Source organism: Streptomyces sp. NPDC026092 (assembly GCF_040638605.1).
Taxonomy (GTDB): Bacteria; Actinomycetota; Actinomycetes; order Streptomycetales; family Streptomycetaceae; genus Streptomyces.
In genome coordinates, this window is sequence record NZ_JBEZYN010000008.1 from 132,015 (window position 1) to 151,729 (window position 19,715).

Here is a 19,715-nt window from a genome sequence, read left to right on the forward strand (position 1 = left end):
CGACCTCCTGGAATAGCCATTACCCTCCCGGCGCCCGTACCGGCACGACACCCTTCGGCGCGGACCCGAGGGCTGTGACGGCGGCAGCGATCGAGAGTCCGGCGAGCAGCGAGAACAGCGCGGGGTAGCCGCCCAAGGGCCCGGCCAGGACTGCGCCGGCGAAGGGGGCGAGGGCGGCGGCTGCGTGGGATGGCGCTCCGAGGAGTCCGGAGAGGCGGCCGTAGTGGGTGGTTCCCCAGCGGTCGGTGACCGCGGTGGCCTGGAGGAGGGTGAGGTTGCCTCGGATGATCCCGGCGAGGATGGATACGGCCACGAGTACGGCGTAGGGGCCGGCGACGGTGGCAAGGGCTGCGGTGGTGAGGGCGCCGAGTGCGATCAGGCTGATGGTGCGGGCGGTGACGCCGAGATGGCGGGCGAGGGCTGCGTACAGGGTGCGGCCGAGGGTCTGCCCCGCGCCGCCGAGGCCGAGGGCCCACGCCGCCTGGGTGGTGGTGTAGCCGCGTTCGAGGAAGAGGGGGACGAGGCCGATGACGACGGCATACATCGCGAAGGCGGACAACGTGAAGGTGATGGCCAGCATCCAGAATGCCCGGCTGCGCACGACTCGTTCGTGGCCGCCGGCGACGTGCGGCGGGCTCGGAGGGGCCGGTGGCCAGGGTGCTTTGAGGGCGAGGGCGTGGGCCGGGACGGTCAGGGCCGCGAGGATGCCGGCGAGTACGGCGTAGGTGGCGCGCCAGGACAGTTGGTCGGCGAGGACGGCGGTGAGCGGTGCGAAGACTGTGGAGGCGAGCCCGCCGGCGAGGGTGACGATGGTGAGGGCGCGGACGTGGTCGGGGGCCCACCAGCGGGTGAGGGCGGCGAAGGCGGGCTGGTAGAACGTCGCGGCCATCGACGCCCCGGCCAGCAGCCACCCGGCAGTGAAGACGACGAGGTTGGGGGCGGCGGCCACGACGAGGAGGCTGAGGGGGCCGAGGACGGACCCGGCCGTCATGACGCCGTGGGGGCCGCGGTGGTCGAGGATGCGGCCGACGTAGATGCCGACGATGGCGGAGACGATGAGGGCTGCGGAGAACGCAGCGGCGGTCGCTCCTGCGGGCCAGCCGGTGTTCATCGTGATGGTCGGGTTGAGGACGGGGAAGGCGTAGTAGAGGACGCCCCAGCTGGTGATCTGCGTGGCGCAGAGGGCGGGCAGGACGGCGCGTGGCCGCGACCGGACCCCCGTCCCAGTCGCGGTCACGTCGGCCTCGGTGTCGGGCATGTGGGTCAGCAGCCGCCGGAGGAGGCGGGCGCGCCGATGGTGAGGGTCGCGGGCGCTGCGCAGCAGCCGCCGCCGGCCGGTTCGGTGGTCTCGGGCTGGTCGAAGAGGCCGGCGCCGCCGCAGACGCCGGTCTCGGGGAGGATCAGCTCGACGCGCTCGGCGGCTTCCTGGTCGCCTGCGAGGTGGGCGGCGATGGAGCGGACCTGCTCGTAGCCGGTCATCGCGAGGAAAGTGGGGGCGCGGCCGTAGGACTTCATGCCGACGAGGTAGACGTCCTTCTCGGGGTGGGAGAGCTCGTTCACACCGTGCGGGTAGACGGTGCCGCAGGAGTGCTGGTTGGGGTCGATCAGCGGCGCCAACTCGACAGGGGCCTGCAGGCGCTCGTCCAGGCCCAGACGCAGCTCCTCGAGGAAAGTGAGGTCGGGGCGGAAGCCGGTCAGGACGATGACCTCGTCCACGACGTCCAGGCGGCGGCCATCCTCGCCGACCAGGACAAGGCGCCCGTCGCCGTCGCGCTCGATGGCGTCGGTGCGGAAGCCGGTGACCGCGTCCGCGTACCCGTTGTCGACGGCGGCCTTGGCCGCCAGGCCGAGGGCGCCTCGGGCGGGGAGCTGGTCGGCTTCGCCGCCGCCGAACGTGGAGCCCGAGATGCCGCGCCGCAGGACCCACAGCGCCTTGGTGCCCGCGCTGTCCTCGGCCTTGGCCAGGTCGGCGAGGTAGGCGAGAGCAGTGAAGGCGGAGGCACCGGAGCCGATCACGGCGGTGCGCTTGCCCGCATAGCGGGCTCGAACGGCGGGGTCCTTGAGGTTGGGGACTCGGTAGGTGATCCGGTCGGCGGCCGACTTCTCGCCCAGGGCGGGCAGTCCGCTGCCGCCTGCCGGGCTGGGGGTGGACCAGGTGCCGGAGGCGTCGATGACGGCGCGGGCGAAGAGGCGCTCCTCACGGCCGTCGGCGTGCTCGACGTGGATGACGAACGGCTGGGTGTCACGGTCGGCGTCGACGATCCGGTCGCGGCCGGTACGCGAGACGCCGGTGACGCGGGCGCCGAAGCGGACGCGCTCGCCGAGGACGCGGGCGAGGGGCTGGAGATAGCGCTCGGCCCAGTCCCCGCCGGTCGGGTAGGCCGTCGGATCCGGCTTGACCCAGCCGGTGGACGCGAGGAGCCTCTCGGCGGCCGGGTCGACGACCTCACCCCAGCGGGAGAAGAGGCGTACGTGGGCCCAGTCGCGGGTGGCGGCGCCGGCGTGTGGGCCCGCCTCGAGGACGAGGAAGTCCAGGCCGCGGTCTTCGAGGTGGGCAGCGGCGGCCAGACCGGCGGGACCGGCCCCGATCACGACGACGGGCAGGTCGGGAGTGGCAGGCGCGGTCATGGTCGGCTCCTCATTGATTCGATGTCTGTCGATGGCTTGCGCGATCAGCATGACACCTGTTTCGATGTACGTCAACATAGACATTCATCGAATCCGTGGGGTCGTGGAGTACGTGGAAGCGGTCGTCATCGGGGGCGGACAGTCAGGCCTTGCCGCCGCGCACGCGCTGGTCAAGCAGGGTGCGGCGCCGGTCGTACTGGAGGCGTCGGACCGGGCTGCCGGATCATGGCCGCGGTACTACGACAGCCTGACCCTGTTCTCCCCGGCCCGGTTCAGCTCACTGCCGGGCCTGGCGTTCGGCGGAGATCCGGAGCGGTACCCGCACCGGGACGAGGTCGTCGACTATCTCGACCGCTACGCCGCACGCCTGGACGCCGACATCCGCACCCGCAGCCAGGCCGTTCACGTCGAGTCCGATTCCGGAGGCTTCGGCGTCGACCTGGAGGACGGGGCGAGCATCAGGGCAGGGTGGTGGTCGCCGCGTCCGGGAGCTTCGGCCGCCCGTACCGGCCCTCGCTGCCGGGGCTGGAGGCTTTCACCGGGCAGGCGCTGCACGTCGCCGACTACCGCGATCCCGCCGAGCTCGCCGGGCAGCGGGTCGTCGTGGTCGGCGCGGGCAACTCCGCGGTCCAGGTCGCCGCCGAGCTCTCCCGGGCGAGTCGCACGACGCTGGCGACGCGGGCGCCGGCGAAGTTCGCCCGCCAGCGACTGCTGGGGCGCGACCTGCATTTCCGGCTCATCCGCACCGGCCTCGACACCGCCCCGCTCGGCGGGCTGCTGCGCACCCCGCCCGCGCAGCCGGTGCTGGACGACGGCCGCTACCGGGCCGCGCTCGCTGCCGGTCTCCCGGACCGCCGCCCGATGTTCACCGGTCTGGACGGCGGCAAGGTCACGTGGGCGGACCGGAGCACGGAAGCCGTGGACTCGATCATCCTCGCTACCGGTTACCGCCCCGACCTCCCGTACCTCGCTCACTTGGACGAGGCCCTCGACGCCTCTGGCCGGCCCCGGCACCGCGACGGCGCCTGTCTCGCGCATCCGGGACTGGCGTTCGTGGGTCTGGAGTGGCAGCGCAGCCTGTCCTCGAACTCCCTGCGCGGGTGCGGGCGGGACGCCGAACGGGCGGCCCGCCGTCTGGCCGGCCACCTCGCCCGATCCTGAGGCCCTTCCCGCATTGGTTCGACGTATGTCAACATAGACGTATGTCGAATGCGAAGGTGTTGCCGCTGCTGGAGCCCGAGGCCGTCGCCGCGTGCTGCCCGCCGCTGAACGAGCGCCCGATGTCGGCGGACGAGGCCGAGGTCGCGGCGAAGATGTTCAAGGCCCTCGGCGATCCGGTACGCCTGCGCCTGTTCTCCGCCGTCGCTTCCCACGAGGGCGGCGAGGCGTGCGTGTGCGACATCTCGGACGTCGGTGTCTCCCAGCCGACGGTTTCCCACCACCTGAAGAAGCTGAAGGAAGCCGGACTGCTGTCCTCCGAGCGGCGCGGTACTTGGGTGTACTACCGGGTCGAGCCCTCCGTGCTCGCCGCCATGGGCGCGCTGCTGGCCGGCGCTGCCAAGGCGGCATGACCCCAGTGCGCATCGCCCCGCTGCTGCCCGAGCACGCCGACCAAGTCCTCGCGATCTACCAGGCCGGAATCGACGAGGGCAACGCCACCTTCGAGACGACGGCACCCCAGTGGGCGGTGTTCGACACCGCGAAACTGGCCGAGCACCGCTTCGTCGCCTTGGACACGGACGGGGCGGTGCTGGGTTGGGTGGCGGCGAGCGCGGTCTCGGACCGCTGCGCGTATGCCGGGGTGGTCGAGCACTCCGTCTACGTCCACCCCGATGCCCGCGGCCGGGGCGTGGCCGGCGCCCTGCTGGACACGCTGGTCTCCTCCACAGAGAAGGCGGGGATCTGGACGATCCAGTCCGGGATCTTCCCCGAGAACACCGCCAGCCTCGCCCTCCACGCCCGCGCCGGCTTTCGGGTCATCGGCACCCGCGAACGAATCGGCCGCCACCACGGCGCCTGGCGAGACGTAGTCCTGCTGGAGCGCCGCAGCGCCGTCCTGGCATAGCGCGGTTCGCGCCGGCGCAGCGTGTCGGCTGAGGGCTGCGGGCCGAGCAGGGCAGTCGAATCCTGGGCTCGGAGGTCCCCACCAACCACCGTCAGACGCCTGATGGGATCCCTGGAAGCTACCGGCTGACCGTAGCAGGTGGGCCATCGACCGGCGAGGATGCCGTGATGCGCACCGAAACGGACCTCGACCGCCTCCGCCCGACACACACCGCACCCGTGGTGTTCGCGACGGGAGCGGCGATCGGCGTTCTCGGCGGGATGATCGGGCTGGGCGGCGCAGAGTTCCGTCTGCCGCTGCTGATCGGGCTGTTCGGGTTCGCGGCGCTCTCGGCGGTCATCCTGAACAAGGCGATGAGCCTGGTCGTTGTCCTGGCCGCGCTGCCGGCCCGGCTGGCTGCGGTCCCGGCCGCCGAAGTGGCCGCCCGCTGGCCCGTCGCGGCCAACCTCCTGGCCGGCAGCCTGCTGGGCGCGTGGGCCGGAGCCTCCTGGGCCGTCCGGATGCGCTCCGCCACCCTCTACAAAGTCCTGGCCGCCCTCATGGTGCTCATGGCGGCCGCCTTGGTCCTCACGCACACCACCGCACTCACCACGCTCGATCTGCCGCTGGCGGCACAGATCCCCGCAGGGATCGTGGCCGGCTTCGGCATCGGCGTCGTCTCGGCCATCATGGGCGTCGCCGGCGGCGAACTGCTGATCCCGACGATCGTGCTGCTCTTCGGCCAGGACATCAAAACGGCCGGCAGCCTCTCCCTGCTGGTGTCCCTGCCGACCATGCTCGTCGCCTTCGCCCGCTACAGCCGCGACGGCAGCTTCGCCGTCCTGGGCGCCACCCTCCGGTTCACCACGACCATGGCCGCTGGCTCGATCGCGGGCGCGGTCCTGGGCGGGCTGCTGCTCGGTGTGTTCCCGGACGTGGTCCTGATCCCCGCTCTGGCCGCGGTCCTGATCGTGTCCGCGTACAAGCTGGCCCGGCACGACTGATCACACAGGACGCCTCAGTACTTCACGGCGGGCGGGGTGGTGGGCGTCAGGTGAGCAGGTCGCGGATCTGCCGGGCGGCGTCGCGGGCCGGGCGGCCGACGCCGATGAGGGTGGCCGAGGCGGGGCCCGTCCAGTCGCCGTAGCCGAGCAGGTGCAGGCGCGATTCGTCGAGGGACCGGGTGCCGCCGGTGGCGATGTGGCCGCGGGTGCCGCGCAGGCGCAGGCCGACGAAGGGAGCAAGCGCCGGGCGGAAGCCCGTGCACCAGATGACCGTGTCCGCCCCGGCCTCCGTGCCGTCAGCCCATCGCACACCAGTGGGGGTGAGCTGGCAGAACATCGGCCTGGCCGTCAGGAGCCCGGCGTCCCGGGCCGCGCGGACCGGGGGTACGGCGACGATGTCGCCGAGGGAGGCGACGCCCCCGGTGTCGGTGCGGCCTTCGTCGAGGGCGCGGCGGCGGGCGGTGGCGTGGTCGAACAGGGCGCGGCCGTCGATGTCGTCGGCCAGGTAGCGCGGCGGGCGCTGGGTCACCCAGGTCAGCTCCGCCGTACCGGCGAGGTCGGCGGCAACCTGCGCGCCGGAGTTTCCACCGCCCACGACCATCACGCGCTGTCCTGCGAACTCGGCGGGGCTGCGGTACTGGACGGTGTGGAGCTGGCGTCCGGTGAACTCGCGGCGGCCTGGGACAGAGGGCAGGAACGGGCGGGTCCAGGTCCCGGTAGCGCTGATGACGGCACGGGCCTGCCAGTCGCCGCACTCGGTCTCGACCCGCAGGAACGCGCCGTCGCGGTGGACCGCCTCCACCCACACGCCGCGCTCTACCGGGAGCTCGTACCGCTTCTCGTACTCCGCGAGGTACGACACCACATGGCCGGCATCGGGGTAGAGGTGCCCCTGCTGCACGGGCATCAGCCGGCCGGGCAGCGAGGAGTAGGCGGCCGGGGAGAACAGCCGCAGCGACTCCCAGGTGTGCTGCCAGGCCCCGCCGGGTGCCGTCTGGGCATCGAGGATGACGTGCTCGATGCCCAGACGGCGCAGGTGGTAGCCGGCGGCGAGCCCGGACTGGCCGCCGCCGATCACCACCACATCCGTACGTCGGCTCATGCCGTCGGCGCCCCGGTGTGGGCCCTACCGCGCATGAAGATGACCGCCACCAGCGCCAGGCCGACGATCCCACCCAGCAGCTGCATGCCGACGAAGCCGGCCACCGACGACGGGGCGATGCCCGCGAAGGTGTCGGTGAAGGCGCGCCCGATGGTGACGGCGGGGTTGGCGAAGGACGTGGAGGAGGTGAACCAGTACGCGGCGCCGATGTACGAGGCGACCGCGACTGGCGCGAACCGCAGCCGGTCGGTCTTCGCCAGCCCGAAGATCAGCAGGATCAGCCCGGCGGTGGCAACGACCTCGCCGAGCAGCAGGTTCCCGGCGGACCGGTCGTGGGTGGACCACTTCACCAGCGGCTCGCCGAACATCGCGTCCGCCAGGATCGCGCCCGCGACGGCTCCGGCGATCTGGGAGGGCACGTACACGGCGAGCTCGCGGGCGTTGACGCCGGCGCCGCCGCGGCGGGCGGTCCACCACTCGGCCAGCGTCACGACCGGGTTGAAGTGCGCGCCGGAGACCGGGCCGAGCAGCGCAATGAGAACGCCGAGGCCGAAGACGGTGGCGGTGGAGTTGGCCAGCAGCTGCAGCGCTACGTCGTCGGTGAGCTCGGTGGCCTGGATGCCGGAGCCGACCACGATCGCCACCAGGGCGGCGGTGCCGACCAGTTCGGCCGCGGCGCGGGCGATCAGCGGGGTGCGGGGCGGGGTCGCGCCGGGGGCGGGCTGCGGCGACGTGTCGGCGGCTATGGCGTCGCTCGCGGCGGGCTCGGTGGCGGTCAAGGCGGGTTCTCCTCGGGCAGGTGAGGCAAGACGCGGGATGCTACGGGCAGGACCGCTTGAGGTTCGCTTCGGCGGTGGCGCGCGCGGTCGCCGCGAGGTTGGCGAACTGACCGGCGAGCAATTCGATGACTTCCGGACGCAGGCGGTAGTAGATGTACCTCCCGCACGGCTCGGTCTCCACGACCCCGGCTTCGCGCAGCACCTTCAGGTGGTTGGAGAGGTTCGTCTGCTTGGCACCCGTCTCCTCCACGAGGTGGGTGGTGCACAGCGTCTCCTTGGCGAGGAGGGTCACGATCTGGAGCCTGAGCGGGTCGGCCAGAACCCGGATCAGATCAGTGTCGACTGACGTCATCATGGACTGATACTGTCACATCACCAAGGGCTGACACCAGTCCGGGCTGAACCATGCCGCAGATCTGTGGCATGCCGTAGTCGTGCCTGCCATGAAGGAAAAGCCGATGTCCGCGAACCCGCTCGCGTCCGTTCTCTTCGTCTGCATCCACAACGCCGGCCGCTCCCAGATGGCCGCAGGCTTCTTGCGCCACCTCGCCGGCGACCTCGTCGAGGTCCGCTCCGCCGGCTCGATGCCCGGCGACCAGATCAATCCCTCTGCGGTGGCCGCGATGGCCGAGCTGGGCATCGACATCTCTGACCAGACCCCGAAGGTCCTCACCCCCGAGGCCGCCCAGGCGTCGGACTACATCATCACCATGGGCTGCGGGGACGCCTGCCCGTACTTCCCCGGCAAGACCTACCTCGACTGGCAGCTCGAGGACCCGGCCGGCCAGGGCGTCGAGGCCGTCCGCCCCATCCGCGACGAGATCAAGGGCCTTATCGAGGGCCTGATCGCTGAGATCGACGCCAAGGCGAAGGCGTGACCCAGGTGACCGACACGATCCCCGCCGACGGCATACGCGACGTCGTCATCATCGGTTCCGGCCCCGCCGGATACACCGCCGCCCTCTACACCGCCCGCGCCCAGCTGAGGCCGCTGCTGTTCGGCAGCTCGATCTTCGTCGGTGGCTCCCTGACCACCACGACCGAGGTCGAGAACTTCCCCGGCTTCCCCGACGGTGTCGACGGCCCGGACCTGATGGCGAACATGCGGGCCCAGGCCGAGCGTTTCGGCGCCGAGATGATCGACGACGACATCGTCTCCGTCGACCTCACCGGCGACATCAAGCTCCTGACCGACTCCGAGGGCACCGTCCACCGCGCGAAGACGGTGATCATCGCGACCGGATCCGGCTACCGAAAGCTCGGTCTTGCCAAGGAGGAAGAGCTCTCCGGCCGCGGCGTGTCCTGGTGCGCCACCTGCGACGGGTTCTTCTTCCGCGACCGGGACATCGTCGTGGTCGGCGGCGGCGACACCGCCATGGAGGAAGCCACCTTCCTCACCCGCTTCGCCCGCTCGGTCACCGTCGTCCACCGCCGCTCCGCCCTGCGCGCCTCCAAGGTCATGCAGAACCGGGCGTTCACCGACGACAAGATCTCCTTCGCCTTCGACAGCGAAATCGCCGAGATCAAGGAGACTGGCGGCATGCTCTCAGGCGTCGTCCTGCGCGACACCTTCACCGGCAAGCTCCGCGACCTGGACGTCACCGGCCTGTTCATCGCGATCGGACATGACCCCCGCACCGAGCTGTTCACCGGCCAGGTCGACCTCGACGACGAGGGCTACATCACGGTCGCCTCCCCCTCGACCCGTACGAACATTCCTGGCGTCTTCGCCGCCGGCGACGTCGTCGACCACGCCTACCGCCAGGCCATCACCGCTGCCGGTTCCGGTTGCGCTGCGGCCCTGGACGCCGAGCGCTACCTCGCCGCCTTGAGCGACAGCAGCGCAGAGGTGGACATGGTGCAGGCCAACGCCTGACCGGCAGTCTTAGACATCCCACTCGTCGTTGTCCTGGGGCATCAGTCGTGCGGCGCCGTCACGGCCGTGGTCCATGACGCTCAGGCCGGGGAGGTGTTGCCCGGCCATATGCAGTACCTGGCGGACCAGATCCGTCCGGCGATCGACCCCGCCGTGCGCGGTGCGGCTCGGGTGGATGCGGCCATCACCGCGCACGTGAGATTGGTCCGTTCCCGCCTGGCATCCGAGCCGACACTTGCACCCAGGGTCACGGCGGGCACGCTGGCAGTGGTCGGGGTACGGTACGAACTGACCAGCCAGCGGGTCCACCGGATCCGCTGACCCCCGCCGATCGTGAATGCCGTCGGCGGACCCGCAGCAGCTAGACTTGCAGAGTTATGCAATTTACTAGTTCTGGATTCGGTGGACGGGGGTCGCGGTGTGGCCGGGTTCGAGGAAGCGGCGCTGGAACGGGTCCGCATGGCACGGGCTCGCCTCCAGGCTGCGCGGGAAGCTGACGATGCCTTCGAGGAGGCACAGGCCGCGGAGGAACTGGAGGACGCGCTACGGGTGGCCCACGATCACGGCGTGGCCGCTGAAGGGGACAGCCGGTGAACCGGCTGACACCCTCGGTTCCTCCCAGGCATCGGTGATGGCCCGCCATCCCAGCAGGCGCCCGGCAACGACACAGGTGCGCAAGCACACGTGGACGCTGCCGCTGGCGCCGGGCTCGGTACGGGCAGCACGCGAGCGCACCGAACGCTCCCTGGTGCTGTACGAGATCACCTACCTCGGTGCCGGCACCGAGCCGGATGTCCGTACGGTCGAGGCCAGAGAGGTCGCGGCCGTCATCGAGCACGCCGGTGCGCACGGCATGCAGATCCTCGTCCGTCCATGCCCCCGCCCGCTCCACGAGCCGAACACCAGGAAGGAAGACGCGTCATGACCGAGAACCCACCCGAGAGGGACACGGCAGCGGACCAGGAGAAGTGGAAGGAGAAGGGTGTCGCCATGCGAGCCTTCTTCTACATCTTCGGCACCCACGTGTTCGCCGGGTTCATCTGGCTTCTGTTCTACCTGGGCCAGCACGCCCAGAAGTGAGGTCCCGGCAGGCAGGACATGGCAGGCGCAGGGGCGCTGTGATGCCCTGTCCCGGGCAGGCTTGGCCGAGCCGCCGCACCGCAGTCGGCCTGGGGGTACGGTGGCGGTCAGGAGCCGGGCAGGTCTGCGGTCTTGATCAGCCGTCATGTCATTGGTTGAGGCTGTCACATTTGGGTCATTGAACCCAACCCAGCCAGCCGGGTTGTCAATGTCAAACAGTCGCTCGCGGCGGCGCGGCCCGAAGGGCACATCAGCCCCCGGCGTCATCGCCCGGTGCCGTACGCTCTCGCGGCCCACGGCCGGCCGGCGACGGCGTCCGCAAGGGTCGCAGCCAGGTTTCCGTTGTACGTAGTGTGCGGACATGACAAGAAGCGAGCGGCTCGCGGACCAGCTGGACTGGTACTGGCACAAGAACCTGCGTCCCCGGCTGGACGGTCTTACCGATGAGGAGTACTTCTGGGAGCCGGTGCGCGGCTGCTGGAGCATCCGCCCCCGTGGCACGTCGGCCGCACCGATGTCGGCAGGTTCAGGGGAATGGACGATGGACTTCGCGTCCCCTGCCCCGGTGCCGGCGCCGGTGACCACGATTGCCTGGCGGCTGGCCCACATCATCGTCTCGTGCTTGGGCTATCGGGTCGGATGGCACTTCGGCGGCCAGGACGTCGACTCCGAGACATTCGCCTACGCGGGGACCGCTGACGAGGCGCTGAAGCAGCTCGATGAGATGTATGGGAGATGGAACGCGGGGGTCCGCGAGCTCTCGGACGCTGACCTGGAGCATCCGCCCACGGTGGGTCCCGAGCGGTTTCCCATGGAGAACAGGGTCCTGCATGTCAACAGAGAGCTGATCCATCACGGCGCCGAGATTTCCCTGCTGCGCGACCTCTACCGATGGCAGGACGGAGCCGTACCGCGCCGAATATGACTTTCTGGCAACCGGCGATCGAGCTTCGGAATCCTGCGCGGACTCCGTGCCGCTCCGTGGGGCCGAGCTCCAGAGCTCATCGGCCGCTCGGCCAGCGGCGTGAGTCGTGGGTGGCTTTGTTCACGAGAACCGGTTCTCGTGAACAAAGCCAGTGGGCGAACCTGCGGTTCTGACTGCTGATGCGCTGAACGGGCTCCTCGGCCCTGACGCCTGGGCAGCGGGGCTGACGCTCATACCACCCCGCGCGCGATCGTAGGGGGAATGAGGAAGCGGCCGCCTTCCGGTGTCAGAAGCGCGTTGAACCCGCACTAACGGAAGACGGCCGCCGTTTAAGGGGGCGCGGACCGGGGCGGTCTGCGCCGTGGTGTGCCGGCTAGGCGTGGCTGGTCCCGCGGAGGTCTTCCAGGAGCTCGGCCTGGCCCTGGAGGACGCCGGAGAGGATGCCGCGGGCGACCCGCAGGAGTTCGGCGATCTGGGGGTGGGTGAGGCTGTAGTACACGTTGGAGCCCTCGCGGCGGGTGACCACGAGGTTGGCCTTGCGTAGGACGGCGAGCTGCTGGGAGAGGCTCGCGGCCTCGACCCCGACCTGGGGCAGCATCTCGGCGACCGCGTGCTCGCGTACGGACAGGAGTTCCAGGACGCGGATGCGGACCGGATGCCCCAGCGTTTTGAAGAACTCCGCCTTCAACTGGTACAGCGGTGTGCTCACCTGGGTACCTCTGCCGTGATTGCCCATCTCATCCACCCGGATCCGTTCCTTCGCTGGGGCATCCGTCCACCCCTCTTCAACCCTTGCGACCTCTACAATTGCAGATCCCTGCAACTCGTGGGAACCGGTGGGCGGCCTACGTGACGTTCGGACCGCCCCCAGCGGGTCTTTCGCTGGTCAGGCTTTCTTGAGGAACTCGGTTTTCAGGACCAGGCCCTTGACCTTCTTCGTGTTGCACTCGACCTCGCCGGGGCGGGAGGTGAGGCGGATGTTCTTGAGCAGGGTTCCGCGCTTGAGGGTCTCGGAGGTGCCCTTGACCTTCAGGTCCTTGATCAGGGTGACTGAGTCCCCGTCCTGCAGCACGGCGCCGTTGGAGTCCTTGAAGATGGTGTCGCTCATGGTGCCGGTGTCCTTCGTCGTGCTCGTAGATGGTGGTGCTGGTCTCAGGTGAGGGCGGGTTCTTCCGGGTGCCGCGAGGAAGGCCCTTCATCGGTGGTCCATTGCCTGTCCGTGCCGTGGACGCCGTGGGCGGCGAGCGCGGCGGCGAGGTCGCAGTGGACCGGGACGGGCGGGCAGGTAGCGTCCGGGACGAGGGAGCCGTCCGCGGGTATCGCGGCGAGCTCCAGGCGGCGGCCGTGGCGGGCGAGGCGGCGGGCGGCTTGGGCGACCGCGATCTGTCCGCCGACCGACCAGCCCAGCAGGCCGGTCAGGTCGAGGATGACCGGGCCGGTGCCCCGGGCGAGGGTCCAGCCGATCGCGCCGGTGAACCGGTCGGTGGCGTCCGCGCCGAGATACCCGGCCAGGGACAGCACGCCCAGGTCCTGGCGGGTGGTGTAGCGCCATTCGATCGTCATCGTCATGTCCTCGGCTTCACAGGGGGAGGGTGATCCAGATGGCCTTGCCGCGTCCGTCCGCGTCCGCCCGTACGACGGCGGTGCCGTCGAGCTCCATTGTCATTTCGGCCACGGTGGCCAGGCCGCTGCCCGGGGCGGTGGCAAGCGCGCCGAACAGGGCGGGCTGGTAGGGGTGGCGGTCGTGGACGGCGAACGCGAACGAACCCGGCCCGTGCGCGTAGGTGACCGTGATCGTCGGAGACAGGACGGCGGCGTGGCGCACGGCGTTGGTGACCAGCTCGGCCACGATCAGCAGAGTCGGCCCGACACTCGGATGGCGAAGGCCCACCCCGCACTCGACCAGCACGAGCTCGGTGGTCTCGCGGGCGATGCGGACGGCCGAACCCATGGCCGGCACGGTGAGCACGTGCCGGTAGGGCATCGTCTCGACCTGGACGCTCACCGGCCCGCCCCCGAAACCGTGCGGGCCAGACGGAACCCGGACACCTGCTGCGGGTGCAGCCGCAGCAGGGTGTCGTGCGGGCCGTGCGCCCAGCCGGGCAGGGTGCGCCGGTAGTGGGCGGCCTCGTCGGGGTCGGCGATGACGTCCGCCGGACCGTGAGCGGTCACCGTCCATCCGGTACCGGCCGGGCTGCGGATCTCGTCGACCTGGTAGGTCAGCAGCGCACGCCCGGGAATGGTGGCCGCCTGCACGGGCGAGCGGACGACCAGGCGTCCGTACTCCATTACATGGGCGGCCGGGCGGACGACGGCCAGCTGCCGCTGGACGTAGACGAGCCGGCCCTGGCTGGAGCCTTCGAGGAGCCACAGGGCCTCGGTGCCGGATACCTCGATCATGCGGCGGTCGGCGTGGACGGTCATCGGGGAGCCTTCCGGATGCGGTGCGGTCGGTGCTTGAGCGGCAGCAGGCCCGCCTGCTCCAGGTACTTGCGGGCGCCGGCGATCGCCTCCGGGGTGGTGGCGTACTCACGGCCCTCAAGGCGCAGCAGGTCCAGGGCGCCCACCGCGTCCAGGGCCTGGCGCTGGCCGGGCCGGATGCCGGAGGTCATCACGGCGATACCGCGCCGGTTCAGCTTCTCGACAGCGTCCTTGAGGACGAGGGCGCCGGTGGCGTCCAGGGTCGTCACCCTCGCCATGCGCAGGATCACCACCTTCACGTCGGCGACCTCGGAGAGTTCGAGGAGGAAGCGGTGGGCTCCGGCGAAGAAGAGGGGCCCGTCGATGCGGTAGGCGACGATGTGCTCAGCCAGCAGGGCATGTTCCTCGTCGCTGTGCTCGCCGGGCACGTCCGGGCGGAAGTCGACCTGCTCCATCCGGGCCTGGCTCGCCACCGCCTTCAAGGCGAGGGCTCCCGCGACGACCAGGCCGATGATGACGGCGTAGACGAGGTCGAGGACCAGGGTGGCGGCGGCGGTCAGGACGAGGACGGCCGCGTCGGAGCGGGTCGCCTTCGTCATCGCGCGCAACGAGCCGACTTCCACCATCCGGATCGCGGTCGCCAGCAGCACCCCGGCCAGGGCGGCGAGGGGGATCTTCGAGACGAGGGGGGCTGCGGCGAACACGATCAACGCGAGCACCGCGGCGTGGGTGAGTGCGGCAAGGCGGGAGGAGGCGCCGGTGCGGACGTTGACGGCGGTCCGCGCGATCGCGGCAGTGGCGGGGACGCCGCCGAACAGCGGGGCCGCCAGGTTGGCGATGCCCTGCCCGAAGAGCTCCTTGTCCGGGTCGTGCTGCTGCCCCACCGTCATCCCGTCCGCCACGGTCGCCGACAGCAAAGACTCCAGCGCGGCGAGCGCCGCGACCGCAACCGCCGGAGCCAGCAGCGAGCCGAACGCCGCAGCGTCCAGGAACGCGAGGGAAGGCGTGGGAAGCCCCGAGGGAAGGTTTCCGATCGGGGCCGCCGCGTCGAGATGAAAGACCTGCGTGATGACGGTCACGGTGATCACCGCGACGATGGAGAAGGGAACGGTCGGCTTCCACCGGGATCCGGCCAGCATGACGGCCGCGACCCCGGCCGCGAGGCCGAAAGCGGTCCAGTTCGGAAAGGCCACGAAGTCGACGATTGCCCGCCAGGCCACGACAAGGACCTTCTCGCCCTCGGGCTTGTCGACGCCCAGCGCGTTGGGTATCTGCTGGAGGCCGATCACGCACGCGATCCCGAGGGTGAAGCCCTCCACCACCGGTGCCGGCACGTACCGCATGTACTGCCCGGCCCGCAGCAACGCGAGACCGATCAGCAGGACACCGGCCATCAGACCAACGGTGAGTACGCCGCCGGTCCCGTACTGGGCGACGATCGGCACCAGGACCACGGTCATCGCACCGGTCGGGCCGGACACCTGGAGATTCGACCCGCCGAACAGCGCGGCGAGCGCACCGGCCACCACCGCGGTGGCCAGCCCCGCCTCCGCGCCCAGGCCCGAGGACACCCCGAACCCGAGGGCGAGCGGCAAAGCCACGATCGCCACGGTGAGTCCGGCCAGGAGATCGCGGCGGGGGCTGCGGCCCATGACCGTGTAGTCAGCCCGGGCAGGCAGCACGGCACGGACCCGGCCCAGCACGGTCGTCAGCGCAGTATTCACGGTCACGGCGCCGGTACCTCGGACTCCCGCAGTTCCTCCAGCAACTCGCTCTGACCTGCCAGGACCTCGGTCAGGATCCGCCGGGCCGCCCGCATCAGCTGGGTGACGTCCCCGCCCGCGAGCTCGTAGACCACGGTCGAGCCGTCACGGGTCGAGGTGACGATCCCCGATCGGCGCAGGACCGCGAGCTGCTGGGACAGGGCGGACGGCTCGATCTCGATCGCGGCCAGCAGGCCCCGCACCGGCATCGGCCCGTCCTGCAGCAGCTCCAGCACCCTTATCCGCACGGGGTGCCCGAGCATGCGGAAGAACTCGGCCTTGGCCTGATACAGCGGAACCGGCACGGGCTCGCACCCTTCTCACCACCCCGGGCGGGGCAAACGGCTGGCGCTGTGCCCGCGGCTACCTGCGGACACAGCAATCACAGCATCTATGAAATTGCAGACTTTTGCAATTCACGGATACTGCGAACCGGTGCCGACTGCGGAGGTGCCGTTCGGAGTGGGACCTCGCCGCATCCCCCGTCGGCGAGGTCCCGCCCGCGGACACGCGCCACTCCCCTGTGCCCGCGTCCTGGCCGCAGCTCGCGACGTTGACCAGCTCCGACAGGCCTTCGAATCGGCAGACAGACGCAGTGGCCCCACTACAACACCCACCTCGTCTTGGGGCAGCTTGAATCTGTCTCATGAGGTGTCGCCTGGGCTGGTCTCGCCGAGAAGACCCGTGAGTGCACCGTCGCGAACCGGCGACTGGAAGCGGCGGCCATCGCTATCGCGGCCGTCCACCACGACAACATCTAAGACGCCGTCTCATTTGGTGAGGTGTCGCCGGATGAACGGTGCCGTTCCTAGGATGAGTGCGGCGAAGACGGTCAGTCGTTGAAGGCCAGGCTGGACGGCGAAGCTGCTGTGTTGGATGCCGTAGACCGCGTACCAGTTGGCGGCGAGATCGGTCGCCATGATGGCGCAGGCGAGGTCGGTTCCTAGACGCTCACCCCTGATCAGGAACACAGCGGCAAGCGTGTCGAAGAGCGCCAGCGACGACCAGTAGAGGTTGAGCCAGCTCGGTGCCCAAGCGTAGGGGTGCAGACCGTGGCTGAGAAGGTCGGCTACATGCGCGGAAGCGCCGACGAAGAGCAGCACGGCCGCGATCACCCAGACCGAAATGACCGCCCAGCGCGGGGTGTGACACATCCATCCGATCACGCTGTGGATCGTCCCATTTCCGGGCGCTGCCCGTCAGGCCACCAGCTTGCGATTGCAGATGAGAACGGCTGCGATGCCGGCGGAGGCCCGGAAGCGCTCGGCCTTGTGCTCGTAGCGGCGGTGCAGACGTCGGCAGCCGCACATCACGATTACGGCAAGCCCTGCAACACTTCTCAGCATGGGAGAGCCAGTCGAGATCATGCCTTACGACCCTGCGTGGCCAGCCATGTTCGCCAAGTGGGGCACGTCCCTGCGTGTCGCCCTCGGTGATGCTGTGGCTCGTATCGACCACATCGGGTCCACCTCGGTGCCAGGACTGGCGGCCAAGCCGGTGATTGACATCCAGATCTCAGTGGCATCGTTGGAAGCGACGGATGTATTTCTGCGCCCGCTGACAGAGATGGGGCTCGTGTACCGGGCGGACAATCCCGAACGGACCAAACGATACTTCCGGGAACCTCCAGGTCAGCGCCGGACCCACGTGCACGTGCGGCAAACGGGCAGCTTCTCACAGCAGTTCCCACTACTGTTTCGCGACTACCTCCGGTGCCACACGGCTGCCGCGAACGAGTACGCGGCAGCCAAGAAGCACTGCGCAGCCAGATTCTGCAACGACCGTCTCGGCTACGTCCAAGCAAAAGATGCCTTCGTATGGGACATCATCCGACGCGCTGACGCCTGGGCCCAGCACAACGGCTGGGCTCCCGGTCCCAGCGACGCCTGACCAAGCTTTCCGGTCACAGTCGAAGCCAAGGCCGTCGGAGTCACAAGACAACCCTTACGGCAGGAGTCACCTCATTTCGCGAGTTGAGTCTGCGGTAGCAAATCAGGGTGCAGGCGATGCTGGTGAAGGCGAGGAAGTGCTCGGCCTTACGTTCGTAGCGTCGGTGGAGTCGTCGGCAGCCGGCGAGCCAGGACATGGTTCGCTCGATGGTCCATCGGTGTCGTCCGAGTCGCTGGGAACTCTCGATGCCTTTACGGGCGATGCGGTGGCGGATGCCTCGGCCGGATAGCCATTTCCGCAGGTGGCGATAGTCGTAGCCCTTGTCGGCGTGAAACTTGCCGGGCTTGCGCCGGCGCCGGCCGCGGCGTGAACGGATCGGGGGTATGCCTTTCACCAGCGGGATCAGGGCCTGACTGTCGTGGAGGTTGGCGCCGGAGATCCCGACGGAGATAGGCAGACCGGTCCGCTCAGTGATCAGATGGATCTTCGACCCGTACTTGCCCCGATCGACAGGATTCGGACCCGTCAGCTCCCCCTTTTCATCGCCCGCATGTTCACCGAGTCGATCGCACACCTCGACCAGTCCAGATCGCCTCGGGCGCCGAGCTCGTCGAGGACCAGGCGGTGCAACTTGGCCCAGACTCTGGCCTTCGACCACTCGGCAAACCGGCGGTGGGCCGTGGCCCCGGACGGCCCAAACGATGCGGCGGGCAGCTGCTGCCACGTGCACCCGGAAGTCGCCACGAAAACGATCGCGGCCAGCACCTCACGATCGCCATGCCGACGCCGGCCACCACCCTGGGGCCGCGAGGGTGCATCGGGCACCACCCGCTGAAACAGCTCCCACAACTCATCCGGAACCAGCCGCTCAACGATCCCCGCCACGGCCCGCAGCCTACCGAGCCAATTGAGATGACGTCTAAGCCCTGGCGCTGCCGCCATGAGGCGTGCGGGCGAGAAGTGACACCGCGGCTGGGCAACATCGCTGCGGGCCGGCAGGGCGGCTGCCGGTACTGCTCAGGCACGGCGCCGATTCCTCCTGAGGAGGCGGTGGCGTTGATGCGCTCGGCCGGCCTGGAACCGCTGGAGCCGTATCCCGGGGCGACACCCCCTTGGCGCTGTCGGCACGTGCCGTGCGGTCGGGAGGTCAGGCCGCGCTACTCGTACATCAGGCGCGGAGGGGGACCGTGCCGATGGTGCGCGCCGAACGCGCCGGTCGATCCCGACCAGGCCGCCGCGCTCATGAGGTCGGCGGGTCTGGAACCCCTGGAGCCCTATCCCGGTACCGACATCCCCTGGCGGTGCCGCTGCACAGCCTGCGGCACGATCGGGACGCCCACCCATGGGTCGGTCAAGGGCGGACAAGGAGGCTGCGGCCCATGCGGGCGCAAGAACGCCGGGCGGGGCATCAGCCCGGCATGGTCGCGTCGCCGCGAACTGCCCCGCACGGACGGCGACCGGGCCGCAGCTGAGGCGAAGGGCTTCGACCTGGAGCCGCTGGAGTCCTACCCGGGACCGAGCGGGCTGTGGCACTGCCGCCACCTCGCGTGCGGCCGAGACGTCGAGATCAGGTTGAGCAACCTCAGGCGCGGCCTCCGGGCCTGCCCGTACTGCTCCCCCTCCCCAGGTGGCCGACGCCGTTGGCCCGCGGACGAAGCCGAGGCACTCATGCGCGCCGCCGGCCTGGAACCGCTCGAACCGTACGCCGGGCGTCGGGACAAGCCGTGGCCGTGCCGTTGTAGCGGCTTTGGACGCGAGACGTCACCGAGTCTGGGTGGCATCCTCGCGGGCAGACCTGCTCCGCAGCCCGCATCACGGCGGCCGAGGTCTGGGCCATGGTCGACGAGGAAACACGGAGCGCGGAGGAACCGTACAGGCCCCGAGTGGGATGCCGACCCCGTGCCTTGGTCCTCATCGACGCGGAGGCCGCAGCCGCCGAAATGCGGGCCTGCGGATACGAGCCACTCGTGCCGTATCCCGGCCGTACCACGGGCCGTTGGCGCTGCCGCTGTTCCTGCGGGAACGAGGTCGCGGCGCGCCTGTCCTCCGTCCGGTCAGGAACGACCGGCTGTAAGAAGTGCCCCCGATCCGGTGGCCGAACCGATCCCGCGACAGCCGCCTCGGAGGCGCGCGCCGCCGGGGTTGAAGAAGATCTCCCCCTGGGCGGGCGGGTACCCATTGCCCATCCTGCAGATGGCCGTGG

25 protein-coding genes and 3 pseudogenes are annotated in these 19,715 nt (G+C 70.0%); 13 read left to right on the forward strand and 15 right to left on the reverse strand.

The annotated features are described in order from the left end of the window. Positions 1-19: 19 nt before the first annotated feature. Positions 20-1,258: an MFS transporter gene (locus AB0F56_RS15570; RefSeq protein ID WP_362009025.1), complete on the reverse strand. Its 1,239-nt coding sequence runs from the start codon at positions 1,256-1,258 to the stop codon at positions 20-22. Positions 1,259-1,263: 5 nt separating this feature from the next. Continuing rightward, positions 1,264-2,628: an FAD-dependent oxidoreductase gene (locus AB0F56_RS15575; protein ID WP_362009028.1), complete on the reverse strand. Its 1,365-nt coding sequence runs from the start codon at positions 2,626-2,628 to the stop codon at positions 1,264-1,266. A gap of 64 nt (positions 2,629-2,692) precedes the next feature. Here AB0F56_RS15575 and AB0F56_RS15580 point away from each other — a divergent pair. From AB0F56_RS15580 to AB0F56_RS15600, 5 genes and pseudogenes are all read left to right on the forward strand, one after another. After that, positions 2,693-3,016 (forward strand): annotated as a pseudogene (locus tag AB0F56_RS15580) (NAD(P)-binding domain-containing protein); the annotation flags it as partial. Positions 3,017-3,096: 80 nt separating this feature from the next. Continuing rightward, a complete protein-coding gene (locus AB0F56_RS15585; protein WP_362009029.1) occupies positions 3,097-3,789 on the forward strand; it encodes an NAD(P)-binding domain-containing protein in 693 nt (230 codons plus the stop codon). Positions 3,790-3,830: 41 nt separating this feature from the next. Beyond that, a complete protein-coding gene (locus AB0F56_RS15590; RefSeq protein WP_362009032.1) occupies positions 3,831-4,199 on the forward strand; it encodes a metalloregulator ArsR/SmtB family transcription factor in 369 nt (122 codons plus the stop codon). Further along, the gene (locus tag AB0F56_RS15595) at positions 4,196-4,693 is read left to right on the forward strand and encodes an N-acetyltransferase family protein (RefSeq protein WP_362009034.1); all 498 of its coding nucleotides are present in this window, start codon (positions 4,196-4,198) and stop codon (positions 4,691-4,693) included. The genes AB0F56_RS15590 and AB0F56_RS15595 overlap by 4 nt, the downstream gene beginning before the upstream one ends. Before the next feature lie 167 nt (positions 4,694-4,860). Continuing rightward, positions 4,861-5,676, forward strand: a complete 816-nt coding sequence (locus AB0F56_RS15600) for a sulfite exporter TauE/SafE family protein (RefSeq protein ID WP_362009037.1) — start codon at positions 4,861-4,863, stop codon at positions 5,674-5,676. Between the two features lie 46 nt (positions 5,677-5,722). On the opposite strand, the gene AB0F56_RS15605 is transcribed toward AB0F56_RS15600, so the two are convergent. From AB0F56_RS15605 to AB0F56_RS15615, 3 genes are read right to left on the reverse strand one after another with little or no spacing between them, the layout of a single operon-like run. Next, positions 5,723-6,778 (reverse strand): ArsO family NAD(P)H-dependent flavin-containing monooxygenase, encoded by a 1,056-nt coding sequence (locus AB0F56_RS15605; RefSeq protein ID WP_362009040.1) that lies wholly within the window; start codon positions 6,776-6,778, stop codon positions 5,723-5,725. After that, positions 6,775-7,557, reverse strand: a complete 783-nt coding sequence (locus AB0F56_RS15610; protein WP_362009042.1) for an MIP/aquaporin family protein — start codon at positions 7,555-7,557, stop codon at positions 6,775-6,777. The genes AB0F56_RS15605 and AB0F56_RS15610 overlap by 4 nt, the downstream gene beginning before the upstream one ends. Before the next feature lie 40 nt (positions 7,558-7,597). Next, positions 7,598-7,912: a metalloregulator ArsR/SmtB family transcription factor gene (locus tag AB0F56_RS15615; protein ID WP_362009045.1), complete on the reverse strand. Its 315-nt coding sequence runs from the start codon at positions 7,910-7,912 to the stop codon at positions 7,598-7,600. A gap of 103 nt (positions 7,913-8,015) precedes the next feature. Here AB0F56_RS15615 and AB0F56_RS15620 point away from each other — a divergent pair, with 103 nt between their 5' ends. The 7 genes and pseudogenes from AB0F56_RS15620 to AB0F56_RS15650 all read left to right on the forward strand — a co-directional run bounded on the left by AB0F56_RS15620 (position 8,016) and on the right by AB0F56_RS15650 (position 11,438). Beyond that, entirely contained in the window at positions 8,016-8,435 is a 420-nt protein-coding gene (locus tag AB0F56_RS15620; protein ID WP_362009048.1) for an arsenate reductase ArsC, read from the forward strand. 17 nt (positions 8,436-8,452) lie between these two features. Beyond that, complete coding sequence (gene trxB, locus AB0F56_RS15625; protein WP_362009512.1) at positions 8,453-9,433, forward strand: thioredoxin-disulfide reductase; 981 nt, start codon at positions 8,453-8,455, stop codon at positions 9,431-9,433. A gap of 9 nt (positions 9,434-9,442) precedes the next feature. Continuing rightward, positions 9,443-9,754, forward strand: a pseudogene (locus AB0F56_RS15630) (carbonic anhydrase); the annotation flags it as partial. A 99-nt stretch (positions 9,755-9,853) separates the two neighbouring features. Beyond that, a complete protein-coding gene (locus AB0F56_RS15635) occupies positions 9,854-10,027 on the forward strand; it encodes a hypothetical protein (RefSeq protein WP_362009050.1) in 174 nt (57 codons plus the stop codon). Positions 10,028-10,103: 76 nt separating this feature from the next. Next, a complete protein-coding gene (locus AB0F56_RS15640; protein WP_362009053.1) occupies positions 10,104-10,358 on the forward strand; it encodes a hypothetical protein in 255 nt (84 codons plus the stop codon). After that, positions 10,355-10,513, forward strand: coding sequence for a DUF6126 family protein (locus tag AB0F56_RS15645; RefSeq protein WP_362009055.1), 159 nt, complete (start codon positions 10,355-10,357; stop codon positions 10,511-10,513). Before AB0F56_RS15640 ends, AB0F56_RS15645 begins: the two co-directional genes overlap by 4 nt. Positions 10,514-10,874: 361 nt before the next feature. Continuing rightward, positions 10,875-11,438 carry a DinB family protein gene (locus AB0F56_RS15650; RefSeq protein WP_362009058.1) on the forward strand — a complete coding sequence of 188 codons (564 nt, stop codon included), beginning with the start codon at positions 10,875-10,877 and terminating at the stop codon, positions 11,436-11,438. Positions 11,439-11,811: 373 nt separating this feature from the next. On the opposite strand, the gene AB0F56_RS15655 is transcribed toward AB0F56_RS15650, so the two are convergent. The 9 genes and pseudogenes from AB0F56_RS15655 to AB0F56_RS15695 all read right to left on the reverse strand — a co-directional run. Further along, positions 11,812-12,147 carry a metalloregulator ArsR/SmtB family transcription factor gene (locus tag AB0F56_RS15655; protein ID WP_362009060.1) on the reverse strand — a complete coding sequence of 112 codons (336 nt, stop codon included), beginning with the start codon at positions 12,145-12,147 and terminating at the stop codon, positions 11,812-11,814. A 177-nt stretch (positions 12,148-12,324) separates the two neighbouring features. Beyond that, the gene (locus AB0F56_RS15660) at positions 12,325-12,546 is read right to left on the reverse strand and encodes an alkylphosphonate utilization protein (RefSeq protein WP_362009062.1); all 222 of its coding nucleotides are present in this window, start codon (positions 12,544-12,546) and stop codon (positions 12,325-12,327) included. Between the two features lie 44 nt (positions 12,547-12,590). Further along, positions 12,591-13,001 carry an STAS domain-containing protein gene (locus tag AB0F56_RS15665; protein WP_362009065.1) on the reverse strand — a complete coding sequence of 137 codons (411 nt, stop codon included), beginning with the start codon at positions 12,999-13,001 and terminating at the stop codon, positions 12,591-12,593. Positions 13,002-13,017: 16 nt separating this feature from the next. Beyond that, positions 13,018-13,422 (reverse strand): ATP-binding protein, encoded by a 405-nt coding sequence (locus tag AB0F56_RS15670; protein WP_362009515.1) that lies wholly within the window; start codon positions 13,420-13,422, stop codon positions 13,018-13,020. Between the two features lie 17 nt (positions 13,423-13,439). Further along, positions 13,440-13,862, reverse strand: a complete 423-nt coding sequence (locus AB0F56_RS15675; RefSeq protein ID WP_362009068.1) for a pyridoxamine 5'-phosphate oxidase family protein — start codon at positions 13,860-13,862, stop codon at positions 13,440-13,442. Continuing rightward, positions 13,859-15,511 (reverse strand): SulP family inorganic anion transporter, encoded by a 1,653-nt coding sequence (locus AB0F56_RS15680; RefSeq protein WP_362009517.1) that lies wholly within the window; start codon positions 15,509-15,511, stop codon positions 13,859-13,861. Before AB0F56_RS15680 ends, AB0F56_RS15675 begins: the two co-directional genes overlap by 4 nt. Positions 15,512-15,585: 74 nt before the next feature. Beyond that, positions 15,586-15,927 carry a metalloregulator ArsR/SmtB family transcription factor gene (locus tag AB0F56_RS15685; RefSeq protein WP_362009071.1) on the reverse strand — a complete coding sequence of 114 codons (342 nt, stop codon included), beginning with the start codon at positions 15,925-15,927 and terminating at the stop codon, positions 15,586-15,588. Between the two features lie 465 nt (positions 15,928-16,392). Next, positions 16,393-16,788, reverse strand: coding sequence for a hypothetical protein (locus tag AB0F56_RS15690; RefSeq protein WP_362009074.1), 396 nt, complete (start codon positions 16,786-16,788; stop codon positions 16,393-16,395). A 33-nt stretch (positions 16,789-16,821) separates the two neighbouring features. Next, positions 16,822-16,932 (reverse strand): annotated as a pseudogene (locus AB0F56_RS15695) (IS5/IS1182 family transposase); the annotation flags it as partial. Positions 16,933-16,966: 34 nt separating this feature from the next. Between AB0F56_RS15695 and AB0F56_RS15700 the strand changes: the two are divergent. Further along, positions 16,967-17,512 carry a GrpB family protein gene (locus AB0F56_RS15700; RefSeq protein WP_362009076.1) on the forward strand — a complete coding sequence of 182 codons (546 nt, stop codon included), beginning with the start codon at positions 16,967-16,969 and terminating at the stop codon, positions 17,510-17,512. A gap of 40 nt (positions 17,513-17,552) precedes the next feature. Here the strand turns inward: AB0F56_RS15700 and AB0F56_RS15705 are convergent. Continuing rightward, a protein-coding gene (locus tag AB0F56_RS15705; RefSeq protein WP_362009519.1) for an IS5 family transposase occupies positions 17,553-18,388 on the reverse strand; the annotation gives its coding sequence in 2 pieces (ribosomal slippage) (positions 17,553-18,050 and positions 18,053-18,388; 834 coding nt in all). Between the last annotated feature and the right edge of the window lie 1,327 nt (positions 18,389-19,715).

Excerpts from the sequence above, each read along its gene's own strand:
- AB0F56_RS15600 (WP_362009037.1), top strand. The coding sequence starts at position 4,861 with ATGCGCACCGAAACGGACCTCGACCGCCTCCGCCCGACACACACCGCA.
- AB0F56_RS15670 (WP_362009515.1), bottom strand. The coding sequence starts at position 13,422 with ATGCCCTACCGGCACGTGCTCACCGTGCCGGCCATGGGTTCGGCCGTC.
- AB0F56_RS15660 (WP_362009062.1), bottom strand. The coding sequence starts at position 12,546 with ATGAGCGACACCATCTTCAAGGACTCCAACGGCGCCGTGCTGCAGGAC.
- AB0F56_RS15595 (WP_362009034.1), top strand. The coding sequence starts at position 4,196 with ATGACCCCAGTGCGCATCGCCCCGCTGCTGCCCGAGCACGCCGACCAA.
- AB0F56_RS15615 (WP_362009045.1), bottom strand. The coding sequence starts at position 7,912 with ATGATGACGTCAGTCGACACTGATCTGATCCGGGTTCTGGCCGACCCG.
- AB0F56_RS15700 (WP_362009076.1), top strand. The coding sequence starts at position 16,967 with ATGGGAGAGCCAGTCGAGATCATGCCTTACGACCCTGCGTGGCCAGCC.
- AB0F56_RS15675 (WP_362009068.1), bottom strand. The coding sequence starts at position 13,862 with ATGACCGTCCACGCCGACCGCCGCATGATCGAGGTATCCGGCACCGAG.
- AB0F56_RS15620 (WP_362009048.1), top strand. The coding sequence starts at position 8,016 with ATGTCCGCGAACCCGCTCGCGTCCGTTCTCTTCGTCTGCATCCACAAC.
- AB0F56_RS15680 (WP_362009517.1), bottom strand. The coding sequence starts at position 15,511 with ATGGGCCGCAGCCCCCGCCGCGATCTCCTGGCCGGACTCACCGTGGCG.
- AB0F56_RS15650 (WP_362009058.1), top strand. The coding sequence starts at position 10,875 with ATGACAAGAAGCGAGCGGCTCGCGGACCAGCTGGACTGGTACTGGCAC.
- AB0F56_RS15590 (WP_362009032.1), top strand. The coding sequence starts at position 3,831 with ATGTCGAATGCGAAGGTGTTGCCGCTGCTGGAGCCCGAGGCCGTCGCC.
- AB0F56_RS15570 (WP_362009025.1), bottom strand. The coding sequence starts at position 1,258 with ATGCCCGACACCGAGGCCGACGTGACCGCGACTGGGACGGGGGTCCGG.
- AB0F56_RS15575 (WP_362009028.1), bottom strand. The coding sequence starts at position 2,628 with ATGACCGCGCCTGCCACTCCCGACCTGCCCGTCGTCGTGATCGGGGCC.
- AB0F56_RS15605 (WP_362009040.1), bottom strand. The coding sequence starts at position 6,778 with ATGAGCCGACGTACGGATGTGGTGGTGATCGGCGGCGGCCAGTCCGGG.
- AB0F56_RS15665 (WP_362009065.1), bottom strand. The coding sequence starts at position 13,001 with ATGACGATCGAATGGCGCTACACCACCCGCCAGGACCTGGGCGTGCTG.
- AB0F56_RS15645 (WP_362009055.1), top strand. The coding sequence starts at position 10,355 with ATGACCGAGAACCCACCCGAGAGGGACACGGCAGCGGACCAGGAGAAG.